21 protein-coding genes are annotated in these 15445 nt (G+C 68.3%); 19 read left to right on the top strand and 2 right to left on the bottom strand.

All coding sequences use genetic code 11. From position 1 onward, the window contains the following. Positions 1 to 23: 23 nt before the first annotated feature. On the bottom strand, positions 24 to 185 hold the full coding sequence (locus tag JNB62_RS05450) for a hypothetical protein (RefSeq protein WP_220299844.1): 162 nt from the start codon (positions 183 to 185) through the stop codon (positions 24 to 26). Positions 186 to 562: 377 nt separating this feature from the next. Between JNB62_RS05450 and JNB62_RS05445 the strand changes: the two genes are divergently transcribed. From JNB62_RS05445 to JNB62_RS05430, 5 genes are all read left to right on the top strand, one after another. Further along, on the top strand, positions 563 to 880 hold the full coding sequence (locus tag JNB62_RS05445) for a hypothetical protein (protein WP_220299843.1): 318 nt from the start codon (positions 563 to 565) through the stop codon (positions 878 to 880). 206 nt (positions 881 to 1086) lie between these two features. Then, positions 1087 to 1323 (top strand): DUF7455 domain-containing protein, encoded by a 237-nt coding sequence (locus JNB62_RS05440; protein ID WP_220299842.1) that lies wholly within the window; start codon positions 1087 to 1089, stop codon positions 1321 to 1323. Then, positions 1320 to 1451, top strand: coding sequence for a hypothetical protein (locus JNB62_RS19370; protein WP_262985905.1), 132 nt, complete (start codon positions 1320 to 1322; stop codon positions 1449 to 1451). The genes JNB62_RS05440 and JNB62_RS19370 overlap by 4 nt, the downstream gene beginning before the upstream one ends. 266 nt (positions 1452 to 1717) lie before the next feature. Continuing rightward, positions 1718 to 2035, top strand: coding sequence for a hypothetical protein (locus JNB62_RS05435; RefSeq protein WP_220299841.1), 318 nt, complete (start codon positions 1718 to 1720; stop codon positions 2033 to 2035). Between the two features lie 17 nt (positions 2036 to 2052). Next, a complete protein-coding gene (locus tag JNB62_RS05430; RefSeq protein WP_220299840.1) occupies positions 2053 to 2352 on the top strand; it encodes a hypothetical protein in 300 nt (99 codons plus the stop codon). Here JNB62_RS05430 and JNB62_RS05425 read toward each other — a convergent pair. Next, positions 2349 to 2996: a hypothetical protein gene (locus JNB62_RS05425; RefSeq protein WP_220299839.1), complete on the bottom strand. Its 648-nt coding sequence runs from the start codon at positions 2994 to 2996 to the stop codon at positions 2349 to 2351. The two genes, JNB62_RS05430 and JNB62_RS05425, sit on opposite strands and share 4 nt — an antisense overlap. A 372-nt stretch (positions 2997 to 3368) precedes the next feature. Between JNB62_RS05425 and JNB62_RS05420 the strand changes: the two genes are divergently transcribed. The 14 genes from JNB62_RS05420 (at position 3369) to JNB62_RS05355 (ending at position 15444) form a co-directional block, all read left to right on the top strand. Next, positions 3369 to 3716 carry a hypothetical protein gene (locus tag JNB62_RS05420; RefSeq protein WP_220299838.1) on the top strand — a complete coding sequence of 116 codons (348 nt, stop codon included), beginning with the start codon at positions 3369 to 3371 and terminating at the stop codon, positions 3714 to 3716. Beyond that, the gene (locus tag JNB62_RS05415) at positions 3676 to 5421 is read left to right on the top strand and encodes a hypothetical protein (protein WP_220299837.1); all 1746 of its coding nucleotides are present in this window, start codon (positions 3676 to 3678) and stop codon (positions 5419 to 5421) included. The genes JNB62_RS05420 and JNB62_RS05415 overlap by 41 nt, the downstream gene beginning before the upstream one ends. Positions 5422 to 5432: 11 nt before the next feature. Continuing rightward, positions 5433 to 6776, top strand: coding sequence for a phage portal protein family protein (locus tag JNB62_RS05410; protein WP_220299836.1), 1344 nt, complete (start codon positions 5433 to 5435; stop codon positions 6774 to 6776). After that, positions 6773 to 7981, top strand: a complete 1209-nt coding sequence (locus JNB62_RS05405; RefSeq protein WP_220299835.1) for a head maturation protease, ClpP-related — start codon at positions 6773 to 6775, stop codon at positions 7979 to 7981. The genes JNB62_RS05410 and JNB62_RS05405 overlap by 4 nt, the downstream gene beginning before the upstream one ends. 1 nt (position 7982) lies before the next feature. Further along, on the top strand, positions 7983 to 8342 hold the full coding sequence (locus JNB62_RS05400) for a capsid cement protein (RefSeq protein ID WP_220299834.1): 360 nt from the start codon (positions 7983 to 7985) through the stop codon (positions 8340 to 8342). 17 nt (positions 8343 to 8359) lie between these two features. Continuing rightward, positions 8360 to 9277 (top strand): phage major capsid protein, encoded by a 918-nt coding sequence (locus JNB62_RS05395; RefSeq protein WP_220299833.1) that lies wholly within the window; start codon positions 8360 to 8362, stop codon positions 9275 to 9277. Then, positions 9277 to 9654, top strand: a complete 378-nt coding sequence (locus JNB62_RS05390; protein WP_220299832.1) for a hypothetical protein — start codon at positions 9277 to 9279, stop codon at positions 9652 to 9654. The genes JNB62_RS05395 and JNB62_RS05390 overlap by 1 nt, the downstream gene beginning before the upstream one ends. 172 nt (positions 9655 to 9826) lie before the next feature. Next, complete coding sequence (locus JNB62_RS05385; RefSeq protein WP_220299831.1) at positions 9827 to 10195, top strand: hypothetical protein; 369 nt, start codon at positions 9827 to 9829, stop codon at positions 10193 to 10195. Next, positions 10192 to 10521: a hypothetical protein gene (locus JNB62_RS05380; RefSeq protein ID WP_220299830.1), complete on the top strand. Its 330-nt coding sequence runs from the start codon at positions 10192 to 10194 to the stop codon at positions 10519 to 10521. Before JNB62_RS05385 ends, JNB62_RS05380 begins: the two co-directional genes overlap by 4 nt. A 12-nt stretch (positions 10522 to 10533) precedes the next feature. Further along, on the top strand, positions 10534 to 10854 hold the full coding sequence (locus JNB62_RS05375; RefSeq protein ID WP_220299829.1) for a hypothetical protein: 321 nt from the start codon (positions 10534 to 10536) through the stop codon (positions 10852 to 10854). After that, a complete protein-coding gene (locus JNB62_RS05370; protein ID WP_220299828.1) occupies positions 10854 to 11273 on the top strand; it encodes a minor capsid protein in 420 nt (139 codons plus the stop codon). Before JNB62_RS05375 ends, JNB62_RS05370 begins: the two co-directional genes overlap by 1 nt. Continuing rightward, entirely contained in the window at positions 11270 to 12022 is a 753-nt protein-coding gene (locus JNB62_RS05365; RefSeq protein WP_220299827.1) for a phage tail tube protein, read from the top strand. Before JNB62_RS05370 ends, JNB62_RS05365 begins: the two co-directional genes overlap by 4 nt. Before the next feature lie 3 nt (positions 12023 to 12025). Beyond that, positions 12026 to 12517 (top strand): DUF7426 family protein, encoded by a 492-nt coding sequence (locus JNB62_RS05360; RefSeq protein ID WP_220299826.1) that lies wholly within the window; start codon positions 12026 to 12028, stop codon positions 12515 to 12517. Between the two features lie 230 nt (positions 12518 to 12747). Continuing rightward, complete coding sequence (locus JNB62_RS05355; protein ID WP_220299825.1) at positions 12748 to 15444, top strand: phage tail tape measure protein; 2697 nt, start codon at positions 12748 to 12750, stop codon at positions 15442 to 15444. The last annotated feature ends 1 nt before the right edge of the window (position 15445 follow it).

Here is a 15445-nt window from a genome sequence, read left to right as displayed (position 1 = left end):
CTCTACTGAATGGTGCGAGCAGCTCAGGAGTCCCGCACGATCTCGAGCTGATCAGCCAGGATGCGTAGCACGCGCAGCAGCTTCCGAGGGTCGACGTCATCGAAGTTCGCGACAGCGTGCTCTAGCTCGTCGAGGAGCCGCTTCGCCTGCACAAGTCCGTCCGGGTCGAAGTCGCTGGAGGCCATGGCGGGACTCTAGCCAGACCGCCTCCGCTCGTCGATACCGGAGTGTCCGCTAATTGTGCACAGGCATCGAGGCCGAGCAGATGTTCGACTCCAACTACAGCGCGAGCTACATCCACAGGGGTGGACCTCTGTTATCCCTGATCAGTGCTCGAAATGCCGACGGTTTCCGGATGGATTCAGCGCGTCATCCACACAGGTTCTACACAGCTAACCCGGCGTTTCGCACAGTCTTTCCACACAGTTATCCACAGGACGTGTTGCGTGTGACGGAGGCCCTCTTTAGCGTTAGTGCCCCGGTCATCGCCGGAAACGACGGAGCGGCTCCGAGACGCCAATCACGGGAGCCGCTCCACCACCCACACACCGAAGGACGACACATGGGCTCCGAAGAGCATAACGAGGCCGACGAAGCCGGGGAACTCCACGCGGAGATCGTGCGTATGAAGGCACGCGAGCTCCGCGCGGACCAGCGACGGATGGCCCTGATCTACGACGCGCGCGGCTGGACGACCGACCGCATCTGCCATGCGCTCGACATCGATCGCGACACCCTGGCGCAGATCCGCGCCGTCGACGGGCGTCTCGTCTGCACCGAGTGCGCGTTCCGCCGACACGACTACTGCGACCTGCACTACGCCGACGGCGTCCGTACGGTCCGGTGCGAGTGCCACTGCCGCTCCGGCGTGTGTAGTTGACAGCGTTCCGTTGGACCCCCTAACGTGAAAGTCGGCAAGGTGTCGCGAGAGGGCCTCTGAGAGCCCTGCGACCGATCAGCTGAGACCCCGTCCTCTCATCCGGGTGTCGTCGTGCAGATCGGTCACGCGGCACGGCTTCACGTGAATGGCAGTGGCCGGGTCTGTTGCGCGACCCGGCCACCGCCGCCACACAGACGGGGGCCGGCATGGACGCACCACCCCAGGACATCGTCGACCGCATCCGGCCAGCCACGGTCGTCGAGGTCGTAGACGACATCTGCCACGCATGCGGCCCCGGATCGAAGACCCGCGCCTACCTCTACGCGAAGCTGCCTAACGGGGAGACCCGCGCATACTGCGGCCACCACGGCACCGAGAAGCTCCCCAGCCTCAAGGAACAGCGCGCCACGATCATCGACCTCCGCGACCGGATCGAACCATGAAGGTCACCGCGGCCGCCGTGCTCGGCCTCGCCGCCGGCGCCTGGGCCGCCATGTACACACGGCGCTACTTCGGCGCGCTGGTCACGTGGGCGTTCGCCCGAGGAGACACACCACGGAGGCAGCGATGACGTGCCCACGCTGCGGTGAGAAGACGCTGCCTGGTCTCGTCTGCTGCGACGAGCTCGTGAACGACCTCGACGACGAGAAAGCCGACACCATCCTCGGCAGCGACTGATGCGACGGTATCTACCCGGCACCACGCGGTCTCCATAGGATCGTGACCATGCGCCGCCTCGCCCCACTGCTACTCGCCGGGCTCGCCCTCACGGGATGCGCCGGCCCAACACCAGCGCCCGCGGACACCGGGGACGCAGAAGCGATGCCAGCGGAGTGCGTGACGCCGACAGCCGGAGCCGTCGCGAAGCTGCAGGACGACATCGCCAGCGTGGTGCCCGACGCGGAGTTTGTCGCGAGCGGCGGGAAGGTCAACGACGACGGCGACTTCTGGTACCTCGGCATCACCTACGAGACCCCCGACCTTGGCAAGGTCACCGGCATCTGGGGATCCCTGCAGGACATCACAACAGACGAAGACCCGGCGTTCGTCGCCGTCACCGAGACAGCGGAAGTGTCGGGCACCTACAAGCAGCCGGTCGACTTCGACGGTGTCACCACGAGTGCCGTCGACATGGACGACTGCATCGTCGGCTGAACAGGGAGGCGGGTGACATGGGAGCCCGCACCAACACTCGACGGCAGCACAAGCAGCGCATCGAGTTCCGTGCCGAGTGCGAGGCGAACGACGAGCTCTGCTGGATCTGCGGGTTGCCCATCGACTACGACGCCGCGCACGACGACTACGCCAACGACGACCGCTTCCAGGAAGATCACTACTGGCCGGTGTCCACCCACCCACACCTGCAGGACGACCCGGACAACAAGCGTGCGTCCCACGCGGGCTGCAACCGGGAGCGCGGCAACGGCGCGCCCGTCGTCGACCTCGGCATCCCGTCCCGCCAATGGGCCTAGCGAGGAGCGCGAACGTAGTCCAACAGTCCCTGCCCGAACGGGGTTAGCCGCGGACGCATGGCGCCGCCGTTGTCGCCGGACTGACCCAGATCGCGTTGTTCGAGGTAGTCGGTTATGCGCCGCGCGTCGATCTCTGGAAGTCCGATCTGCTCCGCCAACCACGGGAACGACGCAATGGCCACGAGGTAGTCACCGGTCGCAGCGTCCCGCTGCATGGCTCGCTCCATAGCTGCCAGCGTGCGAATGTGGATCGGGAGAAGATCAGCCACGACGGCGGCGTACTCGGCCCGAAGGTCGTACGGCACCTGGGACCATGAGCCAGAGTTCGCCGCGGCCTGGCTCAGGATGTGTCGCTTCTCTTCGTCCGCGGTCTCGCTCGCCGCCCGATGCAGCCGAGTGAACAACGCGACGAACTCAGGGTCCTGGGCGTCCACGTGGATTCCCGCAGCCTCGAGCGCCGCGAGCCGAGCATTCGTCATCGCAGCCCAATCGAGAAACCGCTCGCTCTGCTTCGACTGGACTGCCTGGGCCAACATCGCGGCCGCGGTCGATCCGCCAGGCAGCTCACCCAACAGACCGTGGCCCAACGCGCGAACCCAGTCGCGCTTGCCGCCGTCTTCTGGGATGGGATTGTCGATCGTCACAGCGCGAGCATACGGCCAGGACGCTGGAGCGAACGGACACCGATGCAGCATGCAGACGCGACACCTCCGCCCGAGACCCGGGACAGCGAAGTGACAGACGTAGGCGTACCGCTCGACCGTCTCGGTCCCTACTGCCCGAGGTGTCAGGGTCACCACCCGTCAACCATGTTCCCTTGCCGGCGTGTGACGTCACTCGAACAGCTGCGGACCACCGCCACCGTCCTCCGCGGCGCCGCAACAGCATCCGACACCGACGACTGACCGCGAACGCCAGAAAATCCAGACATCGACCGGAGGGGCGGACCACCACGGGGGAGGTGTTCCTCTCCCCCCGGGCCTCTCGACCGATTCCACCCCTTCGGAGGTGCGCTGATGGCGTCTCGCGCGTGCCTGGTGGCGGTGAATCGGACGATTCGGGCGGGTGGTCTGGAGGAGGACGGCCCGCATGCGGCGCTGATCGATATGGCGCGGAATCTGGCGCGTCGGATGGACAAGGCAGGTCCGGATGAGGCTCCGCTGAATCTGCTGCGGATGTACGACTCGGCGGTGACGAAGCTCGAGCGCGCTGTGGCTCCGAAGCCTGCTCCGAGACCGCGTCGAGATGAGGGCGAAACGGCCGCGACGGCGGATGCCGTGCCGGCAGGTCCGCCTGACCTCAAGATCGTGGAGGAGTCGCCCCTTGACCGCATCCGGAGGCAGAAGCACCGCGCTGCTGGGTGACGAGTATGAGACCGCGGTGTTCGCGGATGCGAAGCGGTACGGGAAGCACGTCGGGTCGACGGAGCCGCGGATCGCGACCCCGCCGCTGCGTCGGCTGACACCGGAGACGTCGCACGGGTTCTCGGTGATCGACTTCGCGCTCACAGTGCTCGGGATCCGGCTGTACCCATGGCAGAAGGCTCTGCTGATCCGGGCGTTGGAGCTCAACGAGGACGGCACGTACCGGTTCCGCAAGATCTTCGTTCTCGTGGGCCGACAGAACGGCAAGACGACGCTGCTGACCGTGCTCGCGCTCTGGTGGCTGTTCGTCGACGCGGACAGCTTCCCCGAGCATCTGCCGGCGCGCGAGTTCCTGATCCTCGGCACGGCGCAGAACCTCGACATCGCCGAGGAGGCGTGGGATGCCGCACTGAAGCGGTGCGACCCGAACCCGGAGGAAGACGACGAGGAGTACGTCGTCGAGTGGTTGGCGACGGAGACACGGAAGCCGGTCAAGACGAACGGCAAGAAGTCTCTGCGGCTGCGGAACAACGCGAAGTACGAGCCTCGCGCGGCGTCGCGCATGGGCGGCCGCGGCAAGTCCGCGGCCCGCGTGATCATGGACGAGATGCGCGAGCAGCAGACGTGGGACGTCTGGGGCTCGGTGTCGAAGACGAAGAACGCGATCTTCAACTCGCAGCTGTGGGGCATCTCGTCGGCCGGTGACGCGAAGTCGGTGGTGCTGTCGACGCTCCGCGCCGGCGCGATCAAGACGATCCGCGAGTACGAGCAGTACGTCGAGACCGGCATCCAGACGCTCGAAGAGTTCGCGAACACGCACGATGTCGCGACGGCACTGTTCGAGTGGTCCGCGGAGCCGGGGAAGCCGCTGCTCGACATCGACGGGATCCTGCAGGCGAACCCGTCGGTCGGCTACAAGCCGATGTTCTTCGACTCGATCTGGTCAGACCTGCTCGGCGACGAGCCTGAGGCCACGAAGCGCACAGAGATCCTGTGCGACTGGGTCACGTCACGCGTCGAACCGTACCTGGACGGCGCCCGCTGGGCGGAAGCCGCCGACGCACCATCGCTGGACGACGACGGCGAGCTCGTCGACGTCGGGTCGACGATCGCTGACAGCTCGCGCATGGTCATGGGCATCGACGTGCACCGCGAGAAGCGGCTCACCCGGTCGACGATCGGTGTCGCCGGGTTCCGCGACGACGGTCGCGTGCACCTGGAGCTGATCGCGCAGCGCACGGGCATGACGTGGGTCGTGAAGCACGCGATCGCGGTCCGTGAGAAGACCGGCATCAACCAGATCGCAATCCAAACGAAGGGGTGCGACGCGGCCGACCTCGTGTCGCTGCTCGCGGACGCCAGGTTCGACATCGTCGACATCTCGGCGACGACCCTGCTGACCTCGGCGGGGCGGCTCGCCGACCGGCTCCGTGAGGACAAGATCCGGCACCGGTCGCAAGGCCCGCTGAACCTCGCGATCGCGAACGGCGTCACGAAGGCGCTCAGCGGCATGCCGGTGTGGGATCGCGACGCGTCGCCGGTCGACATCGCACCCGTGGTCGCCGTCACGAACGCGCTCGTCGGCTTGGAGTCGTTCGCGCCTAAGCCGAAGAAGCCGGCGCCGCCCCCGCCGGCACCAGCGGAGACGATCACACGCGACGAAGCCGTGTCCACCGAGGTGAACCTGGCGACCGTGCCCTTCTGAAGGAGGACCCATTGGCCCGCTTCTCGCTCTCTCGCCTGTTCTCGCCGCGAGCTGTACAGTCCGTGCACGCCGCGACGAGCGAGATCGGCTACCAGAATCCGGCGCTGCCGGGGTGGGGCGACTACTACGACGAGTTCGAGCAGAACCCCGATCTTCAGTGGCCGCTCGCGCTGAAGATTTACGACCGGATGCGCAACGAGGATCCGCAGGTCGGCTCGGTGCTGCGTGCCGTGACGTCGCCCATCCAGCAGTCGACGTGGTCGATCGACCCGGCCGGTGCGCGCGATGAGGCCGTCGAGCTCGTCGCCGACAGCCTGGGGCTGCCGATCAAGGGCCAGGAGCACGACGAGCCGCTGCGCACGCGCGACCGGTTCTCGTGGGACTCGCACCTGCAGCACGTGCTGCTGTCTCTGCCGCACGGGCACTCGTTCTTCGAGCAGGTGTACCGCATCGAGGGCGGCCGGGCGTACCTCCGCAAGCTCGCGTGGCGGCCACCGTCGACGATCTCGAAGATCGTGGTCGCTCGCGACGGCGGGCTCGTGGCGATCGAGCAGGACGGCCTGTCCGGGAGCGGGACCGTGCGCATCCCGGTCGACCGGCTCGTCGCCTACGTGCCCGAGCGTGAAGGTGCGAACTGGCGGGGCCGGTCCATCCTGCGCCTGGCGTACAAGATGTGGCTGCTGAAGGACTCGGGCCTGCGTGTGCAGGCGATGACGATCGAACGGAACGGGCTCGGCGTCCCGGTCTACACCGGCAAGGAGGCGCCCGACGAGGTCGAGGGTGAAGCCCGCACCAAGTGGGACGAGCAAGAGCGAGACTCGGGTCTGAAGCTCGCGAAGGGGCTTCGTGCAGGCGATACGGCCGGGGCATCGATCCCGGGTGGGGCGAAGCTCGAGCTCCTCGGTGTCAACGGGAGGCTGCCGGACACCGACAAGCCGATCCGGTACTACGACGAGCAGATCGGCCGCATCGCGCTGGCGAACTTCCTCAACCTCGGCGGCGACAATTCGACCGGCTCGTACGCCCTCGGCGACACGTTCGAGGACTTCTTCATCAAGTCGCTCAACCGTGAGGCCGAGTCGATCCGAAACATCACCCAGCAGCACGTCGTCGAGGACCTCGTCGACGTCAACTGGGGGCCGCAGGAGCGGGCGCCGAAGCTGACGGTCGCCCGCATCGGCGAGGACCAGGCAGCGACCGCCGAGGCGCTGAAGCTGCTCGTCGAGTCGGGCATCGTCCAACCCGACGAACGGCTGGAGTCGTGGGCACGAGCCCGCTACCGGATGCCGGTGAAGGACAAAAGCACTACGCGCGCCAGCTCGGCGCCGACCAAGTCGACCGAGGAGGCCGCATGAAGGGCATGCCGATCGCGTACGCGCAGGCACCGAAGGACTGGTTCCGCATCCAGGCGGCCGCGGTCGCCGAGGACGAGTCGACGTCCGCGGACGTCTACATCTACGACCAGATCGGGGAGACGTGGTGGGGCGGCGGTGTCTCGGCGAAGAAGTTCGCTGAGCAGATCAACGCGCTCGACGTCGACACGATCCGCCTGTTCCTGAACTCGCCCGGCGGGGCGGCGTGGGAAGGCGTGACGATCATGAACTCGCTGCGCCGGCACCGCGCGCGCGTCGAGGTCACGGTCGACGGCATGGCGGCGTCCGCGGCTTCGCTCATCGCGATGGCGGGCGACCACATCACCATGAACCGCGGTTCGATGCTGATGATCCACGACGCGTGGGGCTTCGCGATCGGCAACGCCACCGACATGCAGGAGACCGCCGCGATCCTCGACAAGCTGTCCGCGTCGTACGCCGACTCGTACGCCGCACGCGCAGGCAAGGACCGTGACCACTGGCGGGCCCTCATGAAGGCCGAGACGTGGTTCTCGGCCGAGGAAGCCGTGACGGCCGGGCTCGCTGACGAGTGGGTCGACGGTCCCGAAGACGCGTCGGACGCCGCTGCGCGATTCGACCTCTCGAAGTTCGGCTTCGCGTACGCGGGCCGTTCCCACGCCCCGGCGCCGCCGGTCGGCGCATCTCAGACCCCCGTCTCGTCCGAGCCGGGTGAACCCATCCGAAAGGAGAACGTCGTGGCATACGACGACCTGAAGGCTGGCCTCGCGAAGCGGCTCGGTGTCACCGACGCCGAGGCTTCGGACGACACGCTGCTCGCGGCGGTCGACCAGGCGCTCGCGGAGCAGGCCGAAACCCCCACCGAGACCGCGGCGCTGCCCGAGGGCGTCGTCGCGATCGACTCGGCCGTGCTCGCCGACCTGCAGGCGAAGGCCGCGCAGGGCGTCGAGGCGCTGAAGTCGCAGACCGAGACCCGTCGCGAGGGCATCCTCGCGAAGGCGCTCGAGGATGGCCGCATCGCCCCCGCGTCGAAGGACACCTGGGCGACGCTGCTCGAGCGCGACGAGGAGGGCACCGTGAAGGCGCTCGACTCGCTCGTGAAGAACGCGATCCCCGTCGAGGAGATCGGCCACGCGGACGTGAACGCGTCCGAAGACGAAGCCCTGGCCGCCGCGGCGGGCTGGGCCGACGACACGAAGGAGGCCTGAGATGGCTGACTACCTGCCGAAGATCGACGCGGGCAAGCCGTTCACGGCGATCGCGTCCGCCGCGATCACGGGCGGCCGCGTGCTGACCGTCTCCGGCGCTGACACTGTCGCCCACGCCGGAGCGGACGCCGTCGCCGCCTCGCTGATCGGCGTCGCCGGTTTCGACGCCGCGATCGGCGAGACGGTCACCGTGTACCCGCTCCGCGGCGTGCACAAGCTGACCGCGGGTGCCGCCATCGCGGCGGGCGCCACGGTCGGCACCCTCGCCGCCGGCAAGGTCGACGACGCCGGCACCAACCGATTCGGTATCGCGCTCACGGCCGCTGCGGCGGACGGTGACGTGGTCGAAGTGATCTGCTGACAAGGAGAAGCGCAGACATGGCCTCTTACACCTACCCGGTGGCGCGCCCCGAGGGCGCTCTCACCGCGCAGCAGATCCACCTTCTGCTGCAGAACCCGCGAGTCATCGCAAAGCGCCTCGCGGCTCTGGCGGATCAGAAGTTCATCGCGGACTTCATCCTCACGGGTCGCTACAACGCGGTCGGCGGTGGCATCTTCTACGAGACAGGCGAGCAGATCTTCGCCGCGGACGCGTCCGAGTCGGTCGCACCTGGCTCCGCGTACCCGAAGACCGTCCTCACGCAGGGCGAGCTCGCGGCCGCGAAGACAGACAAGCAGGGTCTCGCGACCGACATCACGGACGAGAAGATCTCGCGAGAGGGCATCTCGTTCGTGAACCGGGCGCTCACCCGACTCGCGAACACCGTGATCCGTGACGTCGACGCGCGCGCCATGGCGGTCATCACCTCCAAGGTGACGTCCACCGCGGCGGCGTCCGCGGCGTGGACCACGGCGGGCGCGATCCTGGAGTCGCTCGAGTCCATCTCCGGTTCCCGCGCCGACGGCACGGGCATCGACCTGGAGACGATCGTCCTCAAGCCGTCGAAGTACGCCAAGGTGATCGGCATCCTGGTCAACGCCGGCGTGCTGCCGCGCGAGCAGGGCAACATCATCCTGTCGGGCAACCTGCCGATGGACCTGCTCGGCTACACGTGGGCCACCTCGCCGCGGTACACGTCGGACAACCCGCTGTTCCTCGATCGCGAGCAGCTCGGCGGCATGGCCGACGAGGACCTCGCGAGCCCGGAGTTCGTCAAGGCGGGCACGTTCAACGTCGAGACCGCGACCGAGCGCGTCAAGGGCCACGACAAGTACGAGCTGCGCGCGCGCCGCGTCGTCGTTCCGGTCGTGACCGAGCCGAACGCGGGCGTGACCATCACGGGGACGAACCTCTGATGGCCGCGGAGGAGCCGACGGCGTTCCGCGTCGTCGGTCCCGTCGCGGTCGTCCGCAGCGGGAAGGCCGAGCGGTACGTGTACCGGAACGGCATCATCGTCGCGGACGACATCGACGAGGACAACGCCAAGCATCTGCAGGACGTCGGCCTCATCGAGGCGTTCGAGCTGCCCGAGGGTGCTCCCGAGCCTGAGCCGACCTTCTCGCAGGAGGACATCGACGCCGCGGTGAAGGCCGCGACCGAGGCCCTCACCGCCGAGCTGGAGCAGGCGAAGAAGGATGCCGCCGACGCGGCAGCCGAGCGCGACGCCGCGAAGGCCGAGCTCGACAAGAGCAAGACACCGGCACCGAAGGCCCCGGCACCCAAGCAGTCCTGACCGGACTGCACAGGGTCGACCCCCGTGTGATTCGTCACCGGGGGTCGACCCTCAACCATGCTTCCCCGACGCTGTGCGCCTCGCTCCCGCGTCGGATGCCGCCACGGGTCCAATGACCTCTGGCGATGACCATCGAGCCCTGTAGCGGGCTGCGCGAGCGAAGGGCAGGCCCATGCCGATCACCCACTCCGACATCGGTTCTGACGAGCAGCTCGCGCGCCGCATCCTGGTCCGTGCCCGTGACATCGCGCATTGTGTCGCGACGCTCGACAATGAGTCGGAGGACGGGAAGGACGCGATCGCGATCCTCAAGGGTGTCTATGCCCGCGCCTCCGATGTCGGCACCGGGGCCGTCGCGTCCCGCAGCCGCAACGGCACGAGCATCTCGCTCCGCGACATCAAGTCCGCGTTCACCGTCGAGGACGTGTCGAATCTCCGGTCGCTCTGCGACACCCCGTCGGCGCCCGCCGGGATGCCGCGTGGTTCGTTCCCCGCTGACCGACCTCTGTCGAAGCTCTGGGCCGAGGGGGAGTACTCGTGACCACGTGGGGGACGTTCTTCTACCCGCACACCGTGAGCATCCGGGCGCGGATCAGCGGCGGCAGCCTCGGCCCGCGCTACGCCGTCCCGCAACCGGCGTCGGCCGAGGTGCTCGACGAGGTGCAGCTGATCCGCAACATCGACGGCCAGGAGGTCGTGTCGTCGACGCAGGTCACCGTGCCGCTGGACACGACCGTTCCGGTCGGGTCGCTCGTGACCGTCTGGCCGGACACGCCCAACGCGCGAGAAGCCGAAGTGCTGCAGGTCAGCCGCGACGACAACGGCGACGACCTCCTCGACTCACACCTCGTGCTCCGACTGAAGTAGGGGAGGCCTGCCGTGGTGAAGATGCACACGCCGATCCTGTCGACGGCTGAGAAGGCCGCGCAGGAGGGCCTGCGGAAGGGCCTGAAGGTGCTGCTCGATCGTGCACGCGAGCTGTCGCCGACTGACACGGGCGACTCGGACAAGTCGGGGTTCGTCGCGATCGACGACCTCACCGGGCAGGTCGGGTTCGGGTCGTTCGTCTCGATGCTGCAGCACGAGCACATCGAGTGGCAGCATCTGGGCGGCGGGCAGGCGAAGTTCCTGGAGGCCGCGGCGGCAGAGGTCGACGTCAGCGAGTACGTGTTCGACGAGATCCGCGAGGCGTTCTCCTGATGGACGACGACGAGCTCACGTTCCGGCTCTGCGAGATCCTCGGCCGCATCCCCGGGTGGGTGTGGGACCCGACCCTCGACGCGTTCCCGCAGGACTCGACAGCGGTGTTCTACGGCGCCGTCCAGGACAAGCCCGATCGCGCCGTCGGCGTCCGCGTGTACGGCACCGAGGACCGGCTCACCGAGTTCGTCGCGGAGCGTCGCGCGCAGCTGTACTTCCGGGGAGGCCGCGGCGATCCCCGCGGTGCGAACAAGCTCGCGGCGCCCGCGTTCACGCTGCTCCAAGGTCTCTCCCGCGTGGGGGGAATCAGCGACATCCGTCGCATGTCCATGGCCCCCTTGGGTGCCGACACCAACGGCCGCGAGGAGCGGACCGACAACTACATCATCACCCTCGACAATCTGGAGGCTTCAACATGAACAGGGTTCCGCTCCCGGCCGACATCACGCTGGGCAAGTCCTACGAGTACGGGCTCGACGTCAACCTGGGGTCGTTCGCCGTCCCGCAGTGGCAGTCGTGCCGCCGCATCTCAGGGTGGGCGCCGACGTTCCCGAAGGTCACGAACGACGTGCAGTCGTACGACGACCAGGGCGCACCGAACGAGGACGTCACGGGCCGCGGGTTCGCGGGCGCGTTCACGATCCAGGCGAACCGGTCGCTCACGTCGGGGCTGTACCTGCCCGAGATCGAGGCGCTGCTCAACGCGAGCCGCGCGAAGGCGGAGGCCGCCGTCCTCGACGTGCGGTTCTACCACAAGCCCGCGATCGGCACCCCGCACCCGACCGACGCCGGTCGTGCGCTCGTCACCGTTGAGATCACGCGGCAGAACACCGGCAACGCGGAGAACGAGGTGTTCGCCGTCACGCTCACCGGCAAGGGCGAGTACACGCCGATCGCGAACCCGTGGACCGGGTGGGGCTCGACCGCACCGACGATCATCGGCATCACGCCCGCCGACGCCGGCAGCGGCGACCTCGTCACCATCACCGGCTCCGGGTTCCTCACGGCGACCGCGGTCACCTTCGACACGCTGCCCGCCGAGTTCGTCCCGGCCAACGACGGATCGATCATCGCGCAGCTGCCGACCGACACGGCCGGCACCGTCCCGGTGGTCATCACGAACCCGGCCGGCTCGTCGGTCGCGTTCTCGTACGAGCGCGGGGCCTAACCGGTGGGTGCCGTCGACTTCGAACAGTGGGCGGTGCCGGACCTCACGCTGACGTTCAGGGGCGAGACGTACACCGTCTCGCCCCCGTCCGTCGACGAGGCCGCGATGATCCTCGCGTCGGCGGTGCTCGCCGAGGTGAAGTTCGGGCTCGCCGAGGGACCCGTCCCGCCCGAGGTTCAGTCCGTGATCGACAGCATCGGGACCAAGCACCCCGCGCTCGGCCAGGCGGTGTACGACCGCATGGTCGCCGACGGTGTCCCGGCGGCGACGATCGACCGGTTCGCCGTGTACGCGATGTTCTACTGGGCGCGCGGCCAGGGGTTCGCGGACTGGATCGCCGCTGTCCTGTGGACGCCGCGTGAGACCGAGGAACCGAAGGCGGGTGGTACGGCCCCAAAAGGCTCGTCACGGCCGAAGACTGGGCGCCGTACGGCATCGGGGAACCGGACGCCGATGGCTGGTACCCGGACTACCGGCCGGTCCCGGAAGACCTGAAGCCTGAGACGGTCACGGCGGCGCCGACGACAGAGCCCGAGCTCGACTACTCGCTGCTCGCGCTCGTCACGCACTGGCAGCTCGTCGTCGCCGAGCTCGCGAAGGAGTACGGGGTCGACCTGTACGACCCCGCGGTCCGGCGGCGCCCGTGGCCGGGGATCCGCACCATGATCTTCAGCCTCTACGACTCGCCTTCTCGCCTGCGGGCGGTACTCACCCGGAGGTGACCGATGCCGCTGCGCGCAGCCGAGATCGAAGTCCTCGTCACCGTCAACGACGACCAGGTCGCCAAGGCGGAGAAGGACATCAAGTCGACCGGGCAGCGGATCGAGAAGAACCCTCTGAAGGTCGACGCGGACGCGAAGGGCGCGATCGCCAGCCTCGACCGTGTCGAGGCGCAGGCGAAGCGGATCGTCACCGCGAAGACGATGGCGACCGTCGACGCCAATATCGACCGCGCCGAGAAGTCGTTCATGCGCGTGTACGAACGGCTCGACTACCTCAAGTCTGTGCGCACCGAGCTCGACGTCGAGGCCGACATCAAGCGCGCCGAGGCGAACCTGCAGAAGGTGCAGCGGAACCTCGACGGGCTCCGGGCGGCGAAGGCAGTCATGGAGGTCGACGCCGACACCTCGGGCGCGGAGGCCGCGCTCGACGACGTCGCCGACAAGGCTGAGGGTGCGGGTAAGGACGGCGGCGCACGCGGCGGCAAGGCGATCGTCGGCGGCATCGTCGCCGGTCTCGCCACCATCCCGATCGCTGGGGCTGTCGCGAAGATCGCTGAGACGGCCGCGAACGCCGTCGTCGAGGGCTTCCAGAACGGCCTGGGTGTCGAGGTTCGCTTCGACAAGCTCGCCGCGCTGGCGGGCCTCGACCCCGAGCAGGCGACCCGCATCGGCCGCGCCGCCGGCGAGGCCTACTCGCAGGTGTTCGGCGAGTCGATCGAAGCGAACATGGACACCGCTCGCCTGGCGGTCCAGTTCGACCTGATCGACGAGAACGCCACGACGCGCGACGCTCAGAAGGTCATCGAAGGGCTCGCCGGCATCGCGAGCGTCCTCGACGAGGACGTGGCGCCGGTCGCCCGCACAGTGACGACGTTGCTGCAGAGCGGCATCGCGAAGTCTGCCGACGAGGCGTTCGACCTCCTCGCCGCCGGCGCCCGCGAGGGCGTCAACCGGGCCGAGGACCTGCTCGACACCTTCACCGAGTATCCGGCGCTGTTCAAGCGTCTCGGCCTCACTGGGCCGGAGGCGCTCGGCCTCATCAACCAGGGGCTGAAGGCGGGCGCCCGGAACAGCGACCTCGCCGCGGACGCCCTGAAGGAGTTCCAGATCCGTGCGACGGACGGCTCGAAGCTGTCGGCGCAGGGGTTCGAGGCGCTCGGCCTGTCGGCTGAGGAGATGACAGCGAAGATCGCGGCCGGTGGTGACTCGGCCCGCGACGGACTTGACATCGTCCTCGACCGGCTGCGCGCGATGGAGGACCCGGTGGCGCGCAACGCCGCGGCGGTCGCTCTCTTCGGCACCCAGGCTGAGGATCTCGGCGACGCGCTGTTCGCGATGGACCTGTCGTCGGCCGTCGACGAGCTCGACGGCGTCACGGGCGCCGCGCAGCGGATGTTCGACACCCTGTCGGACAACGACGCGACCAAGATGGAGCAGGCGAAGCGCAACATCGAGGTCGCCCTGGACGGCATCCAGGGTGCACTCGCGACGGCGTTCTCGGACCCGCTCGGCGACTTCGCTGACTGGGTGTCGCAGAACCGTGGCCCGCTGCTGCAGTTCTTCCAGGACCTCATCAACGGTGCGTTCGACTTCGCCGTGGCCGCCACGGAGGGCTTCGGCACGTTCGTGTCCGGGCCGCTCGCGGAGATGGTCGACGGGCTCGCTGCCGTCATCGACATGTTCAACGGGTTCGAGGGGAAGCCGAAGGAGCTCACCGATCTCGCGGAGAGCATGCGCGGGTTCGACGACGTCACGGACTCCGCGGTCGACTCGCTCGAGGGCATGCGGGACCAGTTCAACGGCTTCGCCGATGGGCAGGTCGCGCTCGGCTTCCTCAACGATGCTGCGATGCGTGTCGCGGACTCGATCGGTCAGGTCGGCTCGGAGCACGGCACCATGGAGTCGCAGGTGCGGGCTGCGATCGCCGCGATCAGCGACGAGGTGGCCGCGGCCGAGGCTGCGGGGGAGTCGCAGGCGAACCTCACCGACCGGTACAACACGTCGACGCAGGCGCTGTTCGCGCAGATGATGCAGACCGGGATGACGCGTGAGGAAGCTCAGGCGCTCATCGACACCGTGCTGCAGACGCCGACCAGCGCGGCGACGACGTTCAGCTCGAACGCACCGTCCGAGCAGGGCAAGGTGCAGTCTCTCGCGGACCGCATCGTCACGCTGCCTGACGGGTCGGTGATCATCACGGCCGACACGACGCCGGCGCGGAACGGGTTCGAGGGCTTCATCCAGTCCGCGACCGGGCGGCGCATCAAGGTGTACGTCGACGCGTACGGCGGCCAGTCGTACCAGAACGCCGGGTCGAGCATCCGTTACCAGGCGAACGGTGCACTGCTGGAGTTCATGGCCGACGGTGGCCTGCGCGGGCTGAGCCCGATGCAGTCGATCGCGCAGATGGTCCCGGCGAACACGTTCCGTGTCGTCGGTGACCGTGGCGACGTGCCGGAGCTGTACGCACCGCTGGACGGGTCGGCGCGGTCGTGGGCGCTGCTGCTGGAGGGTCTCAGGCGGATGCCGGGCTCGCCAGGTGGCGCCGGGGCGCCGGCGCCGTCGCGGGCGGGTGCCGCGGTGCCGCCGATCCAGGTCATCCACAACGGCGACAACTACGCCGTCGATCCGGCCGAGATCGTGCGCGAGGAGCGGCAGCAGCTCACGCGCGCGCTCGACGCGCACTCGATCACGACGTAGG

Origin of the sequence: Microbacterium jejuense (assembly GCF_019511665.1) — a bacterium.
GTDB classification, from domain to species: Bacteria; Actinomycetota; Actinomycetes; order Actinomycetales; family Microbacteriaceae; genus Microbacterium; species Microbacterium jejuense_A.
Note: the sequence above shows the minus strand (reverse complement) of the source record. Positions and strands in the feature narration are given on the sequence as shown.

Bases quoted from the DNA above. Each gene is read 5' to 3' on its own strand.
- JNB62_RS05450 (WP_220299844.1), bottom strand. From the start codon at position 185: ATGGCCTCCAGCGACTTCGACCCGGACGGACTTGTGCAGGCGAAGCGG.
- JNB62_RS05445 (WP_220299843.1), top strand. From the start codon at position 563: ATGGGCTCCGAAGAGCATAACGAGGCCGACGAAGCCGGGGAACTCCAC.
- JNB62_RS05440 (WP_220299842.1), top strand. From the start codon at position 1,087: ATGGACGCACCACCCCAGGACATCGTCGACCGCATCCGGCCAGCCACG.
- JNB62_RS19370 (WP_262985905.1), top strand. From the start codon at position 1,320: ATGAAGGTCACCGCGGCCGCCGTGCTCGGCCTCGCCGCCGGCGCCTGG.
- JNB62_RS05430 (WP_220299840.1), top strand. From the start codon at position 2,053: ATGGGAGCCCGCACCAACACTCGACGGCAGCACAAGCAGCGCATCGAG.
- JNB62_RS05420 (WP_220299838.1), top strand. From the start codon at position 3,369: ATGGCGTCTCGCGCGTGCCTGGTGGCGGTGAATCGGACGATTCGGGCG.
- JNB62_RS05405 (WP_220299835.1), top strand. From the start codon at position 6,773: ATGAAGGGCATGCCGATCGCGTACGCGCAGGCACCGAAGGACTGGTTC.
- JNB62_RS05400 (WP_220299834.1), top strand. From the start codon at position 7,983: ATGGCTGACTACCTGCCGAAGATCGACGCGGGCAAGCCGTTCACGGCG.
- JNB62_RS05395 (WP_220299833.1), top strand. From the start codon at position 8,360: ATGGCCTCTTACACCTACCCGGTGGCGCGCCCCGAGGGCGCTCTCACC.
- JNB62_RS05390 (WP_220299832.1), top strand. From the start codon at position 9,277: ATGGCCGCGGAGGAGCCGACGGCGTTCCGCGTCGTCGGTCCCGTCGCG.
- JNB62_RS05385 (WP_220299831.1), top strand. From the start codon at position 9,827: ATGCCGATCACCCACTCCGACATCGGTTCTGACGAGCAGCTCGCGCGC.
- JNB62_RS05370 (WP_220299828.1), top strand. From the start codon at position 10,854: ATGGACGACGACGAGCTCACGTTCCGGCTCTGCGAGATCCTCGGCCGC.
- JNB62_RS05365 (WP_220299827.1), top strand. From the start codon at position 11,270: ATGAACAGGGTTCCGCTCCCGGCCGACATCACGCTGGGCAAGTCCTAC.
- JNB62_RS05355 (WP_220299825.1), top strand. From the start codon at position 12,748: ATGCCGCTGCGCGCAGCCGAGATCGAAGTCCTCGTCACCGTCAACGAC.